The sequence below is a fragment of the Streptomyces sp. NPDC024017 genome, from assembly GCF_040638895.1.
In the GTDB taxonomy this organism is placed as follows: Bacteria; Actinomycetota; Actinomycetes; order Streptomycetales; family Streptomycetaceae; genus Streptomyces.
Map to the genome: position 1 here is coordinate 271,899 of NZ_JBEZYZ010000006.1, position 17,163 is coordinate 289,061.

20 protein-coding genes are annotated in these 17,163 nt (G+C 68.8%); 6 read left to right on the top strand and 14 right to left on the bottom strand.

The annotated features are described in order from the left end of the window. Positions 1 to 50 precede the first annotated feature (50 nt). The 3 genes from AB0G20_RS18325 (at position 51) to AB0G20_RS18335 (ending at position 2,320) form a co-directional block, all read left to right on the top strand. Positions 51 to 806, top strand: a complete 756-nt coding sequence (locus tag AB0G20_RS18325) for a GPP34 family phosphoprotein (RefSeq protein WP_361303152.1) — start codon at positions 51 to 53, stop codon at positions 804 to 806. A 267-nt stretch (positions 807 to 1,073) separates the two neighbouring features. Next, positions 1,074 to 1,931 (top strand): helix-turn-helix transcriptional regulator, encoded by an 858-nt coding sequence (locus tag AB0G20_RS18330; RefSeq protein WP_107456956.1) that lies wholly within the window; start codon positions 1,074 to 1,076, stop codon positions 1,929 to 1,931. Between the two features lie 197 nt (positions 1,932 to 2,128). Continuing rightward, positions 2,129 to 2,320 carry a DUF397 domain-containing protein gene (locus AB0G20_RS18335; protein ID WP_248504116.1) on the top strand — a complete coding sequence of 64 codons (192 nt, stop codon included), beginning with the start codon at positions 2,129 to 2,131 and terminating at the stop codon, positions 2,318 to 2,320. Between the two features lie 118 nt (positions 2,321 to 2,438). Here AB0G20_RS18335 and AB0G20_RS18340 read toward each other — a convergent pair whose 3' ends face one another. From AB0G20_RS18340 to AB0G20_RS18350, 3 genes are all read right to left on the bottom strand, one after another. Continuing rightward, complete coding sequence (locus tag AB0G20_RS18340; protein ID WP_361303156.1) at positions 2,439 to 3,317, bottom strand: MerR family transcriptional regulator; 879 nt, start codon at positions 3,315 to 3,317, stop codon at positions 2,439 to 2,441. 70 nt (positions 3,318 to 3,387) lie between these two features. Beyond that, complete coding sequence (locus AB0G20_RS18345; protein WP_361303158.1) at positions 3,388 to 3,891, bottom strand: glutathione peroxidase; 504 nt, start codon at positions 3,889 to 3,891, stop codon at positions 3,388 to 3,390. 9 nt (positions 3,892 to 3,900) lie between these two features. Next, a complete protein-coding gene (locus AB0G20_RS18350; RefSeq protein WP_361303161.1) occupies positions 3,901 to 4,893 on the bottom strand; it encodes a helix-turn-helix domain-containing protein in 993 nt (330 codons plus the stop codon). Between the two features lie 73 nt (positions 4,894 to 4,966). Here AB0G20_RS18350 and AB0G20_RS18355 point away from each other — a divergent pair, with 73 nt between their 5' ends. After that, positions 4,967 to 6,148, top strand: a complete 1,182-nt coding sequence (locus tag AB0G20_RS18355; protein ID WP_361303164.1) for an MFS transporter — start codon at positions 4,967 to 4,969, stop codon at positions 6,146 to 6,148. Between the two features lie 22 nt (positions 6,149 to 6,170). On the opposite strand, the gene AB0G20_RS18360 is transcribed toward AB0G20_RS18355, so the two are convergent. The 6 genes from AB0G20_RS18360 to AB0G20_RS18385 all read right to left on the bottom strand — a co-directional run bounded on the left by AB0G20_RS18360 (position 6,171) and on the right by AB0G20_RS18385 (position 10,473). After that, on the bottom strand, positions 6,171 to 6,662 hold the full coding sequence (locus AB0G20_RS18360; RefSeq protein WP_361303167.1) for a MarR family transcriptional regulator: 492 nt from the start codon (positions 6,660 to 6,662) through the stop codon (positions 6,171 to 6,173). Positions 6,663 to 6,706: 44 nt separating this feature from the next. Continuing rightward, positions 6,707 to 7,390: a nucleotidyl transferase AbiEii/AbiGii toxin family protein gene (locus AB0G20_RS18365; protein WP_361303170.1), complete on the bottom strand. Its 684-nt coding sequence runs from the start codon at positions 7,388 to 7,390 to the stop codon at positions 6,707 to 6,709. A gap of 140 nt (positions 7,391 to 7,530) precedes the next feature. Beyond that, on the bottom strand, positions 7,531 to 8,334 hold the full coding sequence (locus AB0G20_RS18370) for an SAM-dependent methyltransferase (RefSeq protein ID WP_361303173.1): 804 nt from the start codon (positions 8,332 to 8,334) through the stop codon (positions 7,531 to 7,533). A 148-nt stretch (positions 8,335 to 8,482) separates the two neighbouring features. Beyond that, positions 8,483 to 8,977, bottom strand: coding sequence for a hypothetical protein (locus AB0G20_RS18375; protein ID WP_361303176.1), 495 nt, complete (start codon positions 8,975 to 8,977; stop codon positions 8,483 to 8,485). A gap of 120 nt (positions 8,978 to 9,097) precedes the next feature. Continuing rightward, positions 9,098 to 9,787, bottom strand: coding sequence for a polysaccharide deacetylase family protein (locus AB0G20_RS18380; RefSeq protein WP_361303179.1), 690 nt, complete (start codon positions 9,785 to 9,787; stop codon positions 9,098 to 9,100). Between the two features lie 2 nt (positions 9,788 to 9,789). After that, positions 9,790 to 10,473 (bottom strand): glycoside hydrolase family 11 protein, encoded by a 684-nt coding sequence (locus AB0G20_RS18385; RefSeq protein ID WP_361303182.1) that lies wholly within the window; start codon positions 10,471 to 10,473, stop codon positions 9,790 to 9,792. A 300-nt stretch (positions 10,474 to 10,773) separates the two neighbouring features. Here AB0G20_RS18385 and AB0G20_RS18390 point away from each other — a divergent pair, with 300 nt between their 5' ends. Next, complete coding sequence (locus tag AB0G20_RS18390) at positions 10,774 to 11,244, top strand: hypothetical protein (RefSeq protein WP_361303185.1); 471 nt, start codon at positions 10,774 to 10,776, stop codon at positions 11,242 to 11,244. Positions 11,245 to 11,580: 336 nt separating this feature from the next. On the opposite strand, the gene AB0G20_RS18395 is transcribed toward AB0G20_RS18390, so the two are convergent. Both AB0G20_RS18395 and AB0G20_RS18400 read right to left on the bottom strand, forming a co-directional pair. Further along, complete coding sequence (locus tag AB0G20_RS18395; RefSeq protein ID WP_361303188.1) at positions 11,581 to 11,841, bottom strand: hypothetical protein; 261 nt, start codon at positions 11,839 to 11,841, stop codon at positions 11,581 to 11,583. Between the two features lie 194 nt (positions 11,842 to 12,035). Further along, entirely contained in the window at positions 12,036 to 12,416 is a 381-nt protein-coding gene (locus tag AB0G20_RS18400) for a VOC family protein (protein WP_104780084.1), read from the bottom strand. A 382-nt stretch (positions 12,417 to 12,798) separates the two neighbouring features. On the opposite strand from AB0G20_RS18400, the gene AB0G20_RS18405 reads away from it, so the two are divergent. Continuing rightward, complete coding sequence (locus tag AB0G20_RS18405; protein ID WP_361303192.1) at positions 12,799 to 13,014, top strand: hypothetical protein; 216 nt, start codon at positions 12,799 to 12,801, stop codon at positions 13,012 to 13,014. Between the two features lie 243 nt (positions 13,015 to 13,257). Here AB0G20_RS18405 and AB0G20_RS18410 read toward each other — a convergent pair whose 3' ends face one another. The 3 genes from AB0G20_RS18410 to AB0G20_RS18420 form a co-directional block, all read right to left on the bottom strand. Next, positions 13,258 to 13,827, bottom strand: a complete 570-nt coding sequence (locus AB0G20_RS18410; protein ID WP_361303195.1) for a hypothetical protein — start codon at positions 13,825 to 13,827, stop codon at positions 13,258 to 13,260. Positions 13,828 to 14,488: 661 nt separating this feature from the next. Then, the gene (locus AB0G20_RS18415) at positions 14,489 to 15,154 is read right to left on the bottom strand and encodes a hypothetical protein (protein ID WP_361303198.1); all 666 of its coding nucleotides are present in this window, start codon (positions 15,152 to 15,154) and stop codon (positions 14,489 to 14,491) included. Positions 15,155 to 16,051: 897 nt separating this feature from the next. Continuing rightward, positions 16,052 to 17,131, bottom strand: a complete 1,080-nt coding sequence (locus AB0G20_RS18420; protein WP_361303201.1) for a hypothetical protein — start codon at positions 17,129 to 17,131, stop codon at positions 16,052 to 16,054. Between the last annotated feature and the right edge of the window lie 32 nt (positions 17,132 to 17,163).

A 17,163-nucleotide genomic window follows, 5' to 3' on the forward strand; every position in this document is an offset into this window, starting at 1 on the left:
ACCAATGTGAGAGGGGTCACCCTGTCTTTCATCCACGCGGGGAGGCATGGATGGGCAGGAGCCGCAGAACACTTCCGGAGGAGCTTCTGCTGCTGGCGTTGGACCCGACCACGGGTACCACCGCACAGCCGCAGTCGCTCGACCTCGGTCTGGCCGGAGCACAGCTAGTAGAGCTGGCGCTGGCCGGACGGATAGCCCCAGACGGGGATCGTATCGCCGTGGTGGCACCACGGCCGACTGGAGATCCAACTTTGGACTGCGCGTTGGAGCTGCTGCGAAGGCGTGGCGCTCCCGTACGTGCGGTGAACTGGATTGGCGGGCCGCGTCTCGGGCTGCGCCAGACCTACCTCTCGCATCTGGAGCGGTGCGGCATGGTGCATGCCGTGGCGGGCCAGATGTGCGGAGTGCTGCCGACGACTCGCTACCAGGCGACGGACACCGAGATCAGCCGGGAGATCAGGGCCCGTCTGGACTCCGCGATCCGCACCGGCGTACCGCCGGACCCGCGGACCGCGGCACTGGCCGCCCTCGCTCACGCGGTCGGCCTCGGCAAGCACCTGTACCCGGGCAACGAGGGACGTTCCTCTCGCTCCCGGCTCAGGGACCTGATCAGGCACGACCCCATGGGCGGTCTCGTCGCGCACGCGGTGATGGACGTCCAGAACGGCGTCGCGGCCCAGCCGCGCCGCAGCCCGGCACCGCCCGGCCGTCAGGCCGCCGGCGGAGCCAGGCCCGCAGCGGAACCCGCCCGCGGCGTTCCGATGCAACCGCGCCACGGAAGCATGGCGCGCGCCGTGGCCCACTGAGCCGCGCCGCACCGGCACGACCTGGCACCAAGCACGACCTGCGACCGGCACACGCACCACGGGACCCACGAACCCGGTCACGGGAGCCGCTGTCCGAGCGGGGCGGAGAGAGCGCACACTCTCTCCGCCCCGCTCGGCGTGCCGTGTCCGAACTGGCGTGTACCCGTCGCATATCCACCGTTTCCCAGCGGTAGTAAGCACCTTGGTGGCAGTCTGCTCAACAGCAGATACGCAAAGTAGAGGCACGCAGCCGGAGGTGCACGTCCCGTGGCGTCCAATGTCAATCCCACCGTCAGGCGGCGCCGGCTGGGCCAGGAGCTCCGCAGGCTCCGTGAGCTCAAGGGCATGACGGCCGAAGAGGTGGCCGAGCGGCTGCTGGTGTCGCAGTCGAAGATCAGCCGGCTGGAGAACGGGCGGCGCAGCATCAGCCAGCGCGACGTCCGCGACCTGTGCGGCGTCTACGAGGTCGAGGACCAGCGCATCGTCGACTCGCTGATGCAGATGGCCAAGGACTCCCGGCAGCAGGGCTGGTGGCACGCCTTCGGGGACATCCCCTACAGCGTCTACATCGGCCTGGAGACGGACGCCGAGTCGCTCCGGGTCTACGAACCCCAGATCATCACCGGCCTGTTGCAGACCCGTGCGTACGCCGAGGCCATCATCCGGGGCGGCTCGCCCGAGGCGTCGGAGGCGGACAACGACAAGCGCGTCGAGGTCCGGCTGCGCCGGCAGGGCCGGATCACCGCCGACACGGAACCGCTGCGGCTGTGGGTGGTCCTGGACGAGGCGTCCCTGCACCGGATCGTCGGCAGCCGGCCGGTGATGCGCGAACAGCTGGAGCACCTCATCGAGATGTCGCAGCTGCCCCACATCACCGTGCAGGTCCTGCCGTTCGAGGTCGGCGCGCACGCCGGCATCAACGGCCAGTACTCGATCCTGGAGTTCGCCGACGCGGCCGACTCCAGCGTCGTCTACATCGAGGGCGTCACCAGCGACCTGTACCTGGAGAAGCCGCTCGACGTGCAGAAGTACACGGTGATGTACGAGCATCTGCGCGCCCAGTCACTGAACGTGGACCAGTCCCGGCAGCTCATCGAGCGGGTGGCGAAGGAGTACGCGCGCTGAGCCACCGCCGGAGGATGACCTTCCGTTGGGCAAAGCGCGGGATGCTACACCCCTGACACGCCTGGCTGGAAGTCTCCTCTGGAATATGCCATCCAGTCGAGTGAATGACTGCTCCGTACGAGGATGTTGGCGAGTAGCGTCGATCACGCCAACCACCAGCACAGGTTGGCGTAAACGCAACTGGCAACGGAGCTAACATGGCAATTCGTCTGGGCACCACGGAAACGTGGACGACGTCCTCCTACACCAACAACAACGGCGCGTGCGTGATGGTCAGGTCGACCGTCGACGAGGCCCTGGAGCTCGGGGACACCAAGATCCCCGAGGGTCCGAAGCTGGCGTTTCCCGCCGACGCGTGGAACGCCTTCGTGGCGTCGGTCAAGGCCTGACCCCGCGATCGACAGCGCCACAAGCACCACCGACAGAGCCCTCTCGACCAGCATCGCCGTCCTTGCCGAGAGGGCTCCGCTTGTGCCCGCAGGCCCCTGAGAGCGCAGCCGGGGGAGGTCAGCTCACCGGGAACGCCACGTCACACACCGGGTCCTCGGGGCCCGTCGCCGCCCAGTCCGCGAAGTAGAGCTCCCGGCAGGGGCCGGTCGCCGTCAGCCCCTCCGCCGCCATCCACTCCTCCACCGCCTCGAACGCGGCCAGGATCTGCGGGTGCGCCACCTGCGCCTTGGTGATCCTGGTGTACGCCAGCCGCCGGGCCGGTTCGACCCGGACCGTCGTCTCCCAGGCCCGGCCCCGCCGCTCCGCCCAGGCCCGGGCCGCCGCCTCGTCGGCCACCGGCACGCACGCCTCCGCGGGGCCGTCGCTCTCCATCGACACCTCCGCGTGGTAGGCGACGTACGGCACCCCGGCCACACCCCCGCACTCCCGGGCGGCCTCCTCCAGCCGGCCCAGGGCCGCACCGATCCACGCCGGCAGCTCGTCCGCCAGCGTGTGCCGCTTCTCGGAGATCACCACCTGCGCGGGCGTCTCCACCGTCTCGACCGCGAACTTCCCGTACATCTCGGAGCTCCTCCCCGACAGCCGTCCACGGAGGTACTCGGCGAGCGTCCGCTGCCCCGCCACCCGCGCCTCGACATCCGCCCAGTACGCGCCGAGCAGCCCGGCCGCCGTGGGCCCGTCGCCCGCCGCGACCACCTCGGCGATCCGGGCGAGCGGCATGTCCAGCTGCCGCAGCATGGCCACCAGCCGGGCCCGTTCGACCTGCCCGGCCCGGTAGTAGCGGTAACCGGTGGCCTCGTCGACATGCGCCGGGGCCAGCAGGCCCAGCCGGTCGTACAGCCGCAGGGCCTTCGCCGACAGGCGGGCGCGCGCGGCGAACGCCCCGATGGTGAGCAAGTCCTGGTTCGGTCCGTCCACCACGGCATCCTCCGTCATCGGGCGGCTCTTCCGCCCGATGACGAGGACGCTCGGGCCTGCCCCAGGGGCAAGGTCAAGCGGTGGTACGTCAGGCCAGCTGGGCCTCGATCGCCGTGACGACCTCCGCCGAGTCCGGCTCGGTCTGCGGCGAGAAGCGGGCGACGACCCGGCCGTCCCGGCCGATGAGGAACTTCTCGAAGTTCCAGCGGATGTCCCCGCTGTGCCCCTCGGCGTCCGCGAAGCCGGTCAGGCGGTCGTACAGCGGATGCCGGTCGTCGCCGTTCACGTCGACCTTCTCGGTCATCGGGAACGTCACGCCGTACGTCGCCGAGCAGAACTCGGCGATCTCGTCGGCGCTGCCGGGCTCCTGCCCGAGGAACTGGTTGCAGGGCACGCCGAGGACGGAGAAGCCGCGCGCGGCGTACTGCTCGTGGAGCTTCTCCAGACCCGTGTACTGCGGGGTCAGGCCGCACTTGGAGGCGACGTTCACCACGAGCACCGCCTTGCCCGCGTACTGGGACAGGTCGGCCGAACCGCCCTGCAGCGCACCGATCTCGACATCGAGGGGAGAGGAACCGTTGCTAGTAGTCATGTTCGGATGCTAGCTCCGGCGGGTGTCGGGCCGGTTCCTGCCCTCCACGGCCTCCACCAGCACCTGCCCCGCCGCCGTCCGCGAGTACAGCACCGACCTGCCCGCCCGCCGCCGCTCCACGAGACCGGCGTCCAGCAGCACCCGCAGGTGCCGCCCGACCGAGCCGAGTCCCTGCCCGGTCACGGCGACCAGCTGGCTGGTGCTCAGGGGCGAGCCGAGCCGGACCAGCACACCGGCGCGGGCGGTGCCGAGCAGCGCGCCGAGGCTCGCGGGCACGGGCCTGCCACCGGGGTCGGCGAGTGCCCCGGCGCACGGGTAGACCAGCGCGTACCGGTCCGTCCCCTCCCACGCCACCCAGCCGATGCGCTGCGTGGTGATGGGTACGAAGACCAGCTCGGCGCCGGACAGCTCGCGCGGCGGGTACTCGTGCGCGTTGACCTGGAGCCGGTTCTCCCCGAGCCACTGCGTCCCCGGCCGCAGCGTGTCCAGCGCGCTCGCCCAGCCGCCCCGGCTGACCTGCGCGGTCCGCGCGACCACATCGGCTTCGAGGATGCGCCGGCGGTGCGGCCAGTACGGCAGCACCGCCGTGGTCCAGACGTACATCAGAAGGTCCGCGGCACGCTCGGGCAGGTCGTCCCGGTGCAGCCGGGCCGGGACCGGGCCGCGCAGGGAGAGGGTGAGGTCGGCGCGGGCCGCACCCGGGTCGGCCGCCCGCACGCGCGCCACCCCCTGCTCGAAACTCTCCCCGTCGCGCGGGGCGGGGGAGAGGAAGTCGGCCGTCCACTCCCGCCCGATCCCGGCGCGGATCAGCTGCGCGGTCACCGGGTCCCGCGCCAGCCGCCGCCGGTAGGCCGGCAGATGCGCGTCGAGCCACCGTCGCTCACCGGGATGCGCCGCCTCGGCCGTGTTCAGCAGCCGCAGACTCGCGAAGGCCTCGGCGAACGGCGAGATCACGAACCGGCTCCCGGCCAGGGTGTCGGCGTTGATCTGCCACCAGCCCATGGGCCACCCCTCCGAGGTTTCGCGTGTGCGCGAAACAATAACCACGCGATCAGGGGCGTCGAAGACTCCGCGTATGCGCAGCTACCGCGATCTGTTCCGCACGCCCGAGTTCACCCCCTTCTTCCTGGCCGCGTCGGCGCAGACGGTCGCCCAGACCATGGGCGGACTGGCCCTGGGCACCCTGGTCTACCGGGCGACCGGCTCACCGCTGCTGTCCGCCGTGAGCATGTTCGGCTCGTCGCTGGTGCAGGTGCTGGGCGCGACCTTCCTGCTCTCCGCCGCCGACCGGCTGCCCCCGCGCGCGGCCCTGACGGCCCTGCCCCTGCTCTTCGCCGTGGCCACCGCCGCCCTGGCCCTGCCCGGCCTGCCCGTCCGGTGGCTCTTCGTGATCGTCCTCGCCAAGGGGCTGGCGGAGTCGGTGGGCGGGGGAGTGCGCTGGGGCCTGCTCAACGAGATCCTCTCCAAGGACGGCTATCTGCTGGGCCGCTCGGTGTTCAACATGATGAGCGGCCTCATGCAGATCGCCGGCTACGCGACCGGCGGCGCCCTCGTGGCCCTCATGTCACCGCGGCTGTCCCTGCTGGCCGCCGCCGGGCTGTACGGCACGGCGGCCGTCGTCGTCCGCCTCGGCCTGACCAGCCGCCCGCCCCGTACGACGGGCCGCCCCTCGGTGGCGGCGACCTGGCGCGCCAACGCGCTGCTCTGGTCCTCCCCGCCCCGACGCCAGGTCTACCTGGCCCTGTGGATCCCCAACGGCCTGGTCGTCGGCTGCGAATCCCTCTACGTCTCCTACGCCCCCGACTCCGCCGGCACCCTGTTCGCCAGCGCCGCGCTCGGCATGCTCGCCGGGGACGTGCTGGTCGGCCGCGTGCTCCCCCCGCGCCTGCGCTCCCGCCTCGGCTTCCCGCTCCTGCTGCTCCTGGCCGTCCCGTACGTGCCGTTCCTCCTGCACCCGGCGCTCCCGCTTGCGGCGGCCGCGGTGACGCTGGCCTCCGTGGGGTTCGGCGCGAGCCTCGTGCAGCAGGAGCGGCTGGTGGCCCTCACCCCCGACGAGCTCACGGGGCATGCCCTGGGGCTGCACTCGGCGGGGATGCTCACGATGCAGGGGGTGGCGGCGGCGCTCGCGGGGTCGCTGGCCCAACTGACCTCCCCCGCCGGGGCGATGACGGCGATGGCCGTGGGGTCGGCGGGCGTGACGCTGCTGCTGATGGGCGCGGGGAAGCGGGAGGAACTCCGGGCGGTGGAAGTCCGCTGAACGGCCGTCGGCGAAACGTCCGCTAGTCGATGCCGCAGGCCGAGGCCGAGGCCGAGACCGACCCGGCCTCGACGAACACCTCGGGAACCTCGTTGTCCACGACGACCCGTGACAGCAGGACGGCCAGCCGGTCCCGTTCGGCGCCGCTCAGCCCGGACGGCAGCGCCTCCACACGGCGGCAGATCTCGGCGTAGAACTTCCCGGCGAGCGCGGCCCCTTCGTCCGTCAGTCCCACCCGCACGGCCCGTCCGTCGCGCGGGTCGGGCTCCCGCCGTACCAGGCCTCGCCGCACCGTCCGGTCCACCAGCCCGGTCAGGCTCGACTTCGCCAGCCCGAGGGTCTCGCCGAGCTCGCTCATCCCGTAGGGCTGGGACATCAGCACGCACAGCAACTGCCCCTGCTGCGGCGTCAGTCCGTACGCCCGGCCGGCCTCCGCGTACACACCGTCGACCAGGAACGCCGCGCGCACCAGCGCGGCGACGACTCCCACCTGCCCGGCTGCCCCGTTCCCCATCGGGTCAGGGTACCGACCGGTCAGTCCCGTGCGGGGGGAGCGGGTCACTCCTCGTCCGGGGCCCCGCCCTCGATGAGGCGTTCCGCGATGTCGTCGGCCCACTCCTGGGCCCAGCGGCGCAGCCCGGCGACGGACGGGGCGTCGAGGCCGTGGACGGTGAACGCGCGGTCGTCGAGCCAGTCCGTGCCGGTCAGCCGGGCCTGGAGGTCGGTGAGGTCGAAGGTGTCGGGGGCGTGGCGGCGGCCGAGCTCCTCGAGTTCGGGGTGGCTCCAGCGGGCCGAGGCGGCGTGCACGTCGACCAGGTCGCGCGGGAGTCCGCGGTCGGCCAGGTCCCGCACCCGGGTGCCGACGAGGTCGTCCAGGGAGAGCGCCGGCCCGAGCTCCGTCTCCACGGGCGGCCGCCACAGCATCTCCTTGTGGAGAGCGACCTCGCACTCCACGCCGCTCGGCGCGTCGGTGACGAGGAACTGGGCGGACAACGGCTCGGTCTCCAGGGTCTGCACGAGCCAGCCCCGACCGACCAGCCCGGTCCGGACGGCGCCCGCGACGACCTCCATCGCGGCCGGGTGCTCCGTGGCGACGTCCACGTCCCGCCCGGTCCGCTCCACGAGCCCGTGCGCCAGCGCCGCGTATCCGCCGGCGAGGACGAGGGCGTAGGGCTCACCCACCGCCAGCAGATCACCGAGGAGCCGGCCGGCGGGCTCGGAGACGGGGGGAGGGGCAGGCATGTCCTGATTATCGCGTGGGGGCGGTGGAGGGCTGAGGTGATCGACCCGGACGGGTGACGGACGGGGGCCGGTCCCGCTCAGGGGCGCGGGGAACTGCGCGACCAGCCCCCACGACGCCGCACCGGACCCCGTACACCTGCCTACGGCTTGCGCCCCACCCCGCAGTACGCGTCCACGGCGACGGCACCGGAACCGGCGTCACCGGAAGCCCCCGGCCGCCACTCGGGCACCCTCACCACGCCCGGCTCCACCAGCTCCAGCCCGTCGAAGAACCCGGCGATCTCGGCGACCGGACGGACGTAGTACGGCACCGCACCGCTCGCGTTGTACGCCTGCGACGCGGCGATCATGCCCTCACTGGTCGCGGTGCTGTCGCTGATCACCAGGTGGCTGCCGGCCGGCAGCCCGGCCATGAGCCGCCGCACCAGCTCGCGCGCCTGCTCGTAGTCGGCGACGTGGCCGAGGGTGTTGAGGATCATCAGGCCGACCGGCCGCGAGAGGTCGAGCGTGCCGGCGGCGGCCTTCAGGACGGCCTCGGGGTCGTACAGGTCGGCGTCCAGGTAGGCGGTCCTGCCCTCGGGGGTGGAGGTGAGCAGGGCGTTGGCGTGGGCCAGCACGATGGGGTCGTTGTCGACGTAGACGATCCGGGCGTCGGGTGCGACGCGCTGGGCGACTTCGTGCGTGTTGTCGGCGGTGGGCAGCCCGGTGCCGACGTCCAGGAACTGCCGTACGCCCTGCTCGCCGGCCAGGTACCCGACGGCCCGCCCCAGGAACCGGCGGCTCGTGACCGCCACGTCGACGAGCCCCGGGAAGATCGACTTGATCTGGTCGCCGATCTCGCGGTCGACCTCGTAGTTGTCCTTGCCGCCGACGAAGTAGTTCCAGAAGCGGGCCGAGTGCGGCTTGGAGGTGTCGATGCGGTCGCGCAGGCTGTCGTCGGACACGGCGGGGCCTCCTGGAGGGCGGGGAAGGGGGACCGGCTCACCAACCTAGGTGAACTTCCTGGAGGGGTGAGGGTGTTGTCCTTCCCGCGGCCGGCCTGCCGCCGGGTTTCGGCCACCGGGGCGGGCGGGCTGCCGTCCAGGCCCGGTGCTACACCCCGTGGGAGGCGACACCGCCCGGGTCTCCGCCGCCGAGTTCGCCCTTGGACCCGTGGTTCTGGACGACCAGCCGGACGGCCCACGCCAGGGACCACACCAGCAGCCCGACGGCGATCGGCGTACCGAAGATGATCAGCAGCCCGGCCCCGATGTTGGCTCCGATGGCCCCCGCGGTCAGGATCCGCCACCCCACACCGGCCATGAGCCCGAGCGCCACCAGCGGCCCGAGCACCCCCCACCAGCGCCGGTCCATCGCCCCACGCAGCGTGCTCCGCACGAGCACCGCCGCACCGGCCGCAGCCAGCACCAGCGCGACCGCGCCGGCGATCGCGGCCACACCGTCCCCGATGTCCCACGGCTGAAACGCGTAGTCGAGCTCACTGGCGGGCAGTCCGTCGTAGTTCTGCTGCCCCATCAGCCCCCAGGCGGCCACCGGCACACCACCGACGAGCGCGGCTCCGGCCGCCATGATTCCCCGATTCTTCATACAGCCAGGATCGAGGGCGGGCGCGGGGGCCGTCATGAGCACGCGTACTCAGGTACGCCCTGGATGTCCGAGCCTGCCGGGGCGACGCGACGGCCGCGGGGGCCGTCGCGCCGTTGTTTCTCAGGTGGGGGCCACCGCGCGACCCGTCTGGGGGGAGATCGTGCCCGCGCACAGGCCTCGGGATGCCAGCCCCTGGGCGATGCGGGGGATGGCTGCGAGGGTGTTGGCGGACCAGTCGTGCATGAGGATGATCTGGCCGTTGGTGAGGCGGGCGGCGGACTGGACGATCGCGTCGGTGCTCGCGCCGTTCCAGTCCTGTGAGTCGACGTGCCAGATGATCTCGGTCAGGCCGTACCGGGCCGCGACGGACTTCACCGTCGCGTTGGTCTCGCCGTACGGCGGGCGGAACAGTTTCGGTGTGCCGCCTCCCGCGTTCGTGATGGCCTGCTGGGTGCGGGAGATCTCGGAGTCGATCTGAGCCTGGCTCAGCCGGGTCAGATGCGGGTGGGTGTAGCTGTGGTTGGCCACCCACATGCCGGCCGCCACCTGGGCCCGGACCAGGGACGGGTTGGAGGCCGCGTACTGGCCCTGGTTGAACATGGTTGCCCGCAGGCCGTTCTGCCTGAGGGCGTCGAGCAGCCTCGTGGTGGAGCCGGACGGGCCGTCGTCGAAGGTGAGTCCGACGTAGCCGTTGCAGGCAGCGGCCTGTGCCGGCGCGGCAGTGGCCACGAGGGTGGCGGTTGCGGCCGTCGCGAGGACGGTCAGTGCCGTGACCAGGGCGCGGAGCGGGGAGCGTGAGTCGGCCCTCATCCTCACGGCCCCGTGTGCACGGTGATGTTGGAGCTGCCGCTGCTCTGGTAGCCCTCGGTCGCCATGATCATGTAGTACTTGAAGTTGCCCAGGGGCATCCCGGCCCGGGCCCACGCGTCGAAGTGGTTGCCGGCCGTGATGGTGCCGCCCGTCCGCTTCGACTGCCGCACGCTCCAGTACTGGTCGAAGGTGCGCGTGCCCTCGACGGACGGGGCGTTGTACCGCGTCGTCTTGTAGATGTCGTACGTGCCGCCGTCGCTGGTGACGGTGCCCTTGTACGTGCCCGTGGGCCGGTAGGTGCCCCAGTTGTCGACGATGTAGTACTCGACGAGCGGGTTCGCCGTCCAGCCGTAGAGCGTCAGGTAGGCGTTGCCGGACGGGTTGAACGTGCCCGAGTACGTCACCGTGCGGCGGGCGCCGGTGCTCCAGCCCTTGCCGGCGACGAAGTTCCCGGTGTTGCGCCATGAGGTGCTGTACCTGCCGCCGGAGGCCAGGTTCATGGAGACCGTGCCCGGCGCGTCCGTCCAGAACGAGTAGTAGTAGCCGTTGTTGGTGCCCGTCTGGTTCGTGGTGACGACGGTGTCGGCGTGGGCGGTGCCCGGCATGGTGAGGGCCGCGACCGCGACCAGCAGCATGGTGCAGATGCTGCTGATGAGCAGCCGGAAGCGGCCTGGAGACTTCTTCATGGGGTGCTTCCTCCTCGTCCTCGTGGGGTGGTCGATGGGGAGCTCTGTCATCCGGGAGTGTTGGCCGGGCCCTGACAACTGTCAATAGTTTCGGCGGTGATTGCGAAATGTTCGGGGTCGCCTCCGCCTTGGGGGTCGCAGATTTCCGCTGTTCACGGGGTGGTTGATGGCTAAGGCGCATCAACTCCGGTGACGTACCCTGCCCGTCTTGCGCGGAGTGTAGGGTTCCGGTCCTCGAATGTTTCGGAGAGTTTCCGGATCAAGTCGGTAGCGAGATCGTGCAGGGCCACGCCGTCCTCCGTGGCGGCGGCCTCCGGGACCGGCTCGGCGGCGGATGCCACGCCGCTCGGCATCGAGGTGGCCGCGCTGCTGCTCACCGCGGCGGCGATCTGCCTGGGGTACCGCAAGGACGCCGCGCCCTCGCCCCGGACGGTGAACCTGCCGGCCAACTGGGCGCGCGGCGTGGGCATCGTCAACACCGTGGAGCTGGCGGCCGACTTCGCCGTCATCGCCGCGTCCAACGCCGCGGGGCGGCCCGAGGTCATCCCCGCGGGCATCGCCCTCGTCGTGGGGCTGCACCTCTTCCCGCTCGCCCGCCTGTACGACCAGTGGCAGTACCGGTGGACGGCGTCGCTGCTGACCGCCGTCGCGGTCGCCGGGTTCGTGCTCGTCGCGGCCGGCCTCACGAGCGAGACCGTGCGGATCGTGGTGGGCCTGGGCAGCGCCGTGGTGCTGTGGGCCTCGTCGTACCACCTGGCCGTGCGCGGCTGACGGCCGTACTCCGGCTGAACCGGTCAGCGGCCACGTCGCATTCCTTTGCCGGGCCGGAATTCCCCGTCACCGGAAATCCAGGACATGAAATCCTGGCCGCCATCCGGAATCTCTCTCGTTTCCATCCGGCTCCGACATTCACATTGCTCGGGCTGTCATCCCGGCGCCAGGGTTCGCGGCCGCCGGCCGACGTTTGTCACGGGGCGGATGCGATGCCTTTACGCCGCAGCCCGGCCTTCCGGGGCCGTCGAGCGGAATTGCCAAGTCAGGGCTGTTCGCGCCCGCCGGCCCGCCGGCCGCCTCCTCGGCGCTGACGCGCGTACGAAGCGCCGCCTCTCACGTGGCTGCGGAGGCACCCGTCAGATAGTCCAGCTCCGGACGGGGCGGCCCGCACTGGAGGATCGCGTCCACCGCCGGCCACAGCTCGATGGGAACGGGGTAGCAGTGGAGCATCCAGGGATCGTCAGGACCCGGCGTGATCACCTCCCGCAACCGGAGCAGCTGTTCACGGCTGATGGGGTGCTCCACGCGCAAGGTGTCGTCCGCCTTGCTGAATCCCTCCAGGACCCAGACGACATCGGGCTCTTCCGAGGGCATCCCTTGATCCTTGGACGTCATGCCCGCCGCGGGCGCGGCAAGCTCGGCTGATCTAGAGCTGGTTGGAGGATCCGTACCCCGCGCCTGAGGCCCCTCGGCGACAACCGAGGGGCCTCAAGTCGCGTCACAGAATGGAGAGCTGCCACGGCGAGCGGACGCCCAAACAGGCGCGACTGCTCGCCGGAGCGGAGCCGTCAGAGCGGGTTGAGGCGAGCCTTGAGCAGGCAGAACTCGTTGCCCTCGGGGTCCATGAGAACGTGCCACTGCTCCTCGCCGGTCTGACCGATGTCGGCCGGACGCGCCCCGAGCTTCAGAAGGCGTTCGAGCTCGGCGTCCTGATCGCGGTCGGTGGCGTTGACGTCGATGTGCAGCCGGGACTTCCCCGGCTCCGGCTCGTCCCTGCGGCTGAGGATGATCGTCGGCTGCGGCCCGCCGAACCCTTCGCGCGGTCCGATCTCGAGGGTGCCGTCCTCCTCGCGGTCGAGCACGACGAAGTCCAGGACCTCGCACCAGAACCGCGCCAGCACCTCGGGGTCGCGGCAACCGAGCACGAGTTCACTGATACGACATGCCATGGACGAGACCTACTCTCAGCGTGGGAACTCCCGGGCCGCCCGCCCGCGCAGCCCGTGGGCAGCCCGCAGCGGATCGCGCTCGCGACCGTACCGGGGGAGGCGATGAGGTGCGAGGTGTTTTCGGCTCTCGCGCCCCGGGCCGCCTCGGCATCCCCTCGTCATCGGCGACGGCGACAGCCGGAACGGGCCCCCTGGGACCCTCGCCGATCGGCCAGTTCAGACACCGCCCCACCTGGGGCATGGAACGGATTGGCATGAAGCGGATCGGTCGGCCGCCTTTGGAAACGACGGGATCTTAGGGCAAGACCCTGACCGGTCAAATAGGAAGGCGCGGGCGCACGAGGTATGGCGTGGTGGCGACGCCTACCCTCTGCGTTACCACATGACGATCACGGCGCCTGCAGACATCGTCGTGGCGTCCGATGCCTGCTTTCGCGGCCTCCGTAACTTTCGCGATGTGATCGCTGCTGGCGCCGAGGCCGAGAGTACAGATTTCTTGCAGGCCCAGTCCAGATACGACGAACTACTCGCCGAGCTCCGCCAGGCCATGCGTGCCGACCTGGCGGACCGACCAACGCGCACACCTTCTGATCCGTAGCTCTAGACGGATCGGTCAGTAGCGGCCATACCGGCCGCGCCGAGGCCCCGGAGAACCGCTACCGGACGCGGGCGGTTGCTGGGGTTGCGGTACTGAGCTGCTGTATCGCGGGAGGTGCTGTTCCATCCATAGGTCCCACACGCCTGCGTCGGCTCGCGGCTGTCGACCCGAAGCACCGGCCCGTTGTGGAGCGCGGACCTTTCAATCACCGATGCCCAGAGCCGCTGCTGCAGTACCGGCGCGCTACTCGGGATCCGCGCAGTGCCCATCGGTAAGGCTGTAGTGGTCCTTAAAGAGAGGCTTTATATCTTCAGTGTTTTCTGGGTCATGAGTACGCGGCTTGAGGTGCGTAATGTATGTCCAGCGGCCCTTTGGATCCTCTGAATCCGCAAAGTCGAGCCTGGCGACCGTCAGAGTAACGGTTTCACCGTCTGTAGTCAGTTGGGTGAGATTGGCCAACTCCCAGCGATGGCAGCTCGGGATTGCCCCAATATTGAGATAGCGGCCACCCTTGAACGTGAGGATGACGTCTGTAATGGCGGTGGAGCTACGGTTGGTGATCTGCACCGTCTTCTGCGCGGGGTCTTCGGGCCCCCAGACGATGAAATCGACGAGAGCGGCCGATTCTCTCTTACGTAGGCGATCTGCCTCGTCTTTCGCCTTCTTCGCCTGCGTGTTTGCCTTGGCGGCTTCATCGTTTGCGCCGCGCGCCGCAGCCAGACTGAAGCAGGACACGGCCAGGGCTGCAGCGGCAAGCAACGCACCCAACCAGTCGACCAGGTGGCCACGCGCCCGGGGTGTGCTTTCCGGCATGAGTCCACAGTGATCCCGCTCCACCGCGTCGGCCAATCGGCCAGTCCGATCGGGTGATTGGCCGCAGGAGGCCAGTCGTCCTCGCCTTCAAGGTGGAAGTGAACCGCAGGCATTGCGCGGCCTCGGTCCTGCCAAGGTTCACGGCCACGGCGGCCGGGGACCGGGCGGGTAGTCCCTGGGCGAACAGCGACCCCCTCGATACGAACCATGGGCGGGTGGGTCACAGGGGTCTACTGAGCAGCCTGAAAAGGACGCAAGAGGCGTCAGCGGTTGCTGCTGATTGGCACGGTTGCTGTACTTCGCTGCTGTACTGCAACAGCCCATGAGGCCCTGAGCCCAGCACACCCTGGCAGGTAGGCGGTCTGGAGCACCGGCGTTGACTCCTGCCGCAAAAAGAGGCTGCACCAGCGAGGCCGGCTCCGCACCGAGTGGATTCGGGTCAGCACCCCTCTCCTATGGCGCAGGCTGAAGACCCGAGCTGATCGGGCTGCTTAGTGCGCTCGCGTCTACCGCTGTGCAGTCTGCAACGGACCGGGGTATGAGTCACTGTCAGGAGCCGACCGTGTGACAGAAGCCAGCGAGGGAGACATGAACATCTGGAAACACAAGGCTCCCAATGACAGGAACATCGCGTCCAGGGGCCTCGTCGTTGCTCTGTTTCTCAGCTCGTCGGATAGCCGATCTCGGCAATGTCCTCTGCGAGATCCGCCAGGACAATTTCCGGGTTCAACGCGCGGACGACTTCTTCGGTCAACGGGCTGGAGGAGAAGACGTGACGAACGGCTTCTAGGTCGACAGGGACCTCGTAGTAGTCCTCGGCCCACCGCTGGAACGCTTCCGGCGAGCGATCCACCAACAGTTGGAAAAGGTATCCGGCGCCGTCCGGGTCCTCCATTGCCGATTCGGGAAAATCGATCGTTCCCGCTTTCCAGCCGTCGTAGCCCGTCTCTTGCCACACACAGGCGGTGACGAGAGGCATCCCGTCCTCGTCGGAGAACGCCGGCTCCTCGACATACGGCCGGAAGACGTCAGGAACCTCGTCCAGCACTCCGGGCCATGGCCCGTCCTCTACATAGGGGCTCATGGGCGATTCGTGATCGAATCCCCGCACGTAGACGCCGAAGGGGGAGAAGACGATCGAGTATTCGTCGCCCGATCCGTTTCGCATCGAGGCCATCGACTCCGTCTCGGACCAGTGGTCGGCGAAGGAGTGGCGGCGGCTCTCCCACTCAGGGCTCAGGACTGCCTCAAGGAGGGCTATGGAGCGGCAGTGCTCACGAAGGACTGTTGTCCCAGGCAGGTGTCGAGCAACGTCATGAACGGTCACACGCTCATCCAAGCGTACGCATCTGACACCTCAGGTTCCTGCCGGGGGTGAATCTCGGACTCCCCTGCGCGACGGCCGACCAGTTGAACGAGAAGTACCGGCAGGCCCGGCGCGCACGCACCGCCCCGACATTCCTGGCCCGGGATTCCACTGACTCCTGGGGCGTCGAGAGCGGGGCGGGACCTCTCGATCGCCCTCGTTGATGTCAGAAGTAGATGCAAGAGGCCCACCTACGAAAGTCGTAGGTGGGCCTTTTGGCTGGTGCCCCCGGCAGGATTCGAACCTGCGACACCCGCTTTAGGAGATCATTCGGGCGCTCCGCTGGTCAGCGGCGAGGCGTGCCCGTCTCCTGTGGATGGTGTGCGGTCGGCCCTCCGATGTACGGCAACGTTCGCTGGTGTTGCCGTCAACGACTGCCGTCACCCCGCTGCTTCCCCCGGCCCGCTTCATGCGAAAACGTGGAGGGGCGGGCTCGCCCTCGGGTGCTGGTCCGCATATGGCCCACTACCTCTGGAGTTCCTCAACTCACCTTCGCGGATGAGCACCTGCGCCGGCGCCCGGGGCCCCGTCTCTGAGCAGGGGTAGGGCTGTCGTCATCTGTCGTCGTGGGCCGCCCTCGGACGGCCCACAGACGGCCCAGCCGGCCGGGGAGCGGGCGGGCCGTCCGAGGGCATGTGGCTTGTGTGTGGCGTACCTGCCTCCACTGCCATCCCGATCCATGACGCACACGGCTCCGGAGGGGTCTTCATCTCGCGGACAACGCGCTGGCCAGCGACTCTATTGCCTCGACGTCCGTGGAATGTGTCCACAGATAGTCCGCGGCTCACGACCCTGGACGTCACCAGGGTCGTGCCTTCTTGCCTAGGCCTCATCACAGGATCTGCCAGAGGCCACATTTTAGTCTGTTACAGGCATACTACTCGGCGCCTGGCCTGCTGATAGGCTCGGCTCGCAGAAACACCTCACAGGTTCAGCGATATCGTGTCTTTCGAGGATATCGGCCTGAAAATCAATGTGGGCGTCTTCAAAGTGGAATCCGTTATTTCTGTCCAGTACCAGAGTTTCGGCCTTTACTCGACTGCGTCTCGCGTCGAAAATAACCAGGTAGCCGCGCCTGTCCTTGTATGGCGCTCTGCCACGTGTGCGGTCTAGGTAATCTGCGAGCTGCGCAAGCCCTTCCTTTGCCCTTTTTTCAGAATACTCGGTCCCCAACTTGGGAGGATTTAGAGTTCCGCTTTTCCCGAGCCACTTCACTTCGATTAGCGCTATTCGGTTGGAGCCCGACCACTGGACCTCGAGGTCCACTGGGTTCTTATCATCGACAGGCGTCTCCTGTCGAATATCTGGGTGACCATCCCGCAGTGTGCATTTGAGGAAGAAGTAAAGTGAGCGCTGCATGCTCGCCTCAGGTGCAGGCTTCCACATTACGCGCCCCGCTTCCCGCCAAAGGGTGCTGAGAACGGCGCATTCGCTCGGCCTGGCGATGTGGGTCCTGTAGTGATTGAGTGCCTCGGACAGATCACGGAAGCTCGGCGTAGCAAAGAGAAGTGGATAGCCGCTCATCGATTGGACGCGAGCCTCTTTTGCGTCAACCCAAAATTGCTCCCCGGCAGCCGGTGTGAAGCGATAGACCATGGCACCCTGATTGATCTGATCTAGATCAATCTCCTCCTTGAGGACCAAGAGATCGCCGTTGCCTAGCACCTGGACTGTCAGTACACCTGCATTGTGCAAGGCAAGTTCCGCCGGCTCATCCGTTCGGTAGCACTTTTGCGCAGGCAGGCAAACTTCATCAGTGGTCTTGCTGACCACCGTAAGGCTAGTGCTGATCGACTCGTAATCGATCGCAGAATAGATGGTTCTAATCTTCGAGAGAAACCCACGGAGCCTTGTTAGACCTTCGTCCCCCAGTTCTTCTGAAACTCGAGCCACGAAGTTGTCGCGGACGATGTTTTGCATCACTTCCTTGATGTTCATAGCTCCCCCTCCGCACTGAGTTCACCCTGTTG

Coding starts and splice junctions, on each gene's coding strand:
- AB0G20_RS18355 (WP_361303164.1), top strand. CDS start 4,967: ATGCGCAGCTACCGCGATCTGTTCCGCACGCCCGAGTTCACCCCCTTC.
- AB0G20_RS18410 (WP_361303195.1), bottom strand. CDS start 13,827: ATGCCGGAAAGCACACCCCGGGCGCGTGGCCACCTGGTCGACTGGTTG.
- AB0G20_RS18395 (WP_361303188.1), bottom strand. CDS start 11,841: ATGCCCTCGGAAGAGCCCGATGTCGTCTGGGTCCTGGAGGGATTCAGC.
- AB0G20_RS18340 (WP_361303156.1), bottom strand. CDS start 3,317: ATGACGGAGGATGCCGTGGTGGACGGACCGAACCAGGACTTGCTCACC.
- AB0G20_RS18385 (WP_361303182.1), bottom strand. CDS start 10,473: ATGAAGAAGTCTCCAGGCCGCTTCCGGCTGCTCATCAGCAGCATCTGC.
- AB0G20_RS18365 (WP_361303170.1), bottom strand. CDS start 7,390: ATGCCTGCCCCTCCCCCCGTCTCCGAGCCCGCCGGCCGGCTCCTCGGT.
- AB0G20_RS18325 (WP_361303152.1), top strand. CDS start 51: ATGGGCAGGAGCCGCAGAACACTTCCGGAGGAGCTTCTGCTGCTGGCG.
- AB0G20_RS18405 (WP_361303192.1), top strand. CDS start 12,799: ATGACGATCACGGCGCCTGCAGACATCGTCGTGGCGTCCGATGCCTGC.
- AB0G20_RS18380 (WP_361303179.1), bottom strand. CDS start 9,787: ATGAGGGCCGACTCACGCTCCCCGCTCCGCGCCCTGGTCACGGCACTG.
- AB0G20_RS18420 (WP_361303201.1), bottom strand. CDS start 17,131: ATGAACATCAAGGAAGTGATGCAAAACATCGTCCGCGACAACTTCGTG.
- AB0G20_RS18400 (WP_104780084.1), bottom strand. CDS start 12,416: ATGGCATGTCGTATCAGTGAACTCGTGCTCGGTTGCCGCGACCCCGAG.
- AB0G20_RS18350 (WP_361303161.1), bottom strand. CDS start 4,893: ATGGGCTGGTGGCAGATCAACGCCGACACCCTGGCCGGGAGCCGGTTC.
- AB0G20_RS18345 (WP_361303158.1), bottom strand. CDS start 3,891: ATGACTACTAGCAACGGTTCCTCTCCCCTCGATGTCGAGATCGGTGCG.
- AB0G20_RS18360 (WP_361303167.1), bottom strand. CDS start 6,662: ATGGGGAACGGGGCAGCCGGGCAGGTGGGAGTCGTCGCCGCGCTGGTG.
- AB0G20_RS18375 (WP_361303176.1), bottom strand. CDS start 8,977: ATGAAGAATCGGGGAATCATGGCGGCCGGAGCCGCGCTCGTCGGTGGT.
- AB0G20_RS18335 (WP_248504116.1), top strand. CDS start 2,129: ATGGCAATTCGTCTGGGCACCACGGAAACGTGGACGACGTCCTCCTAC.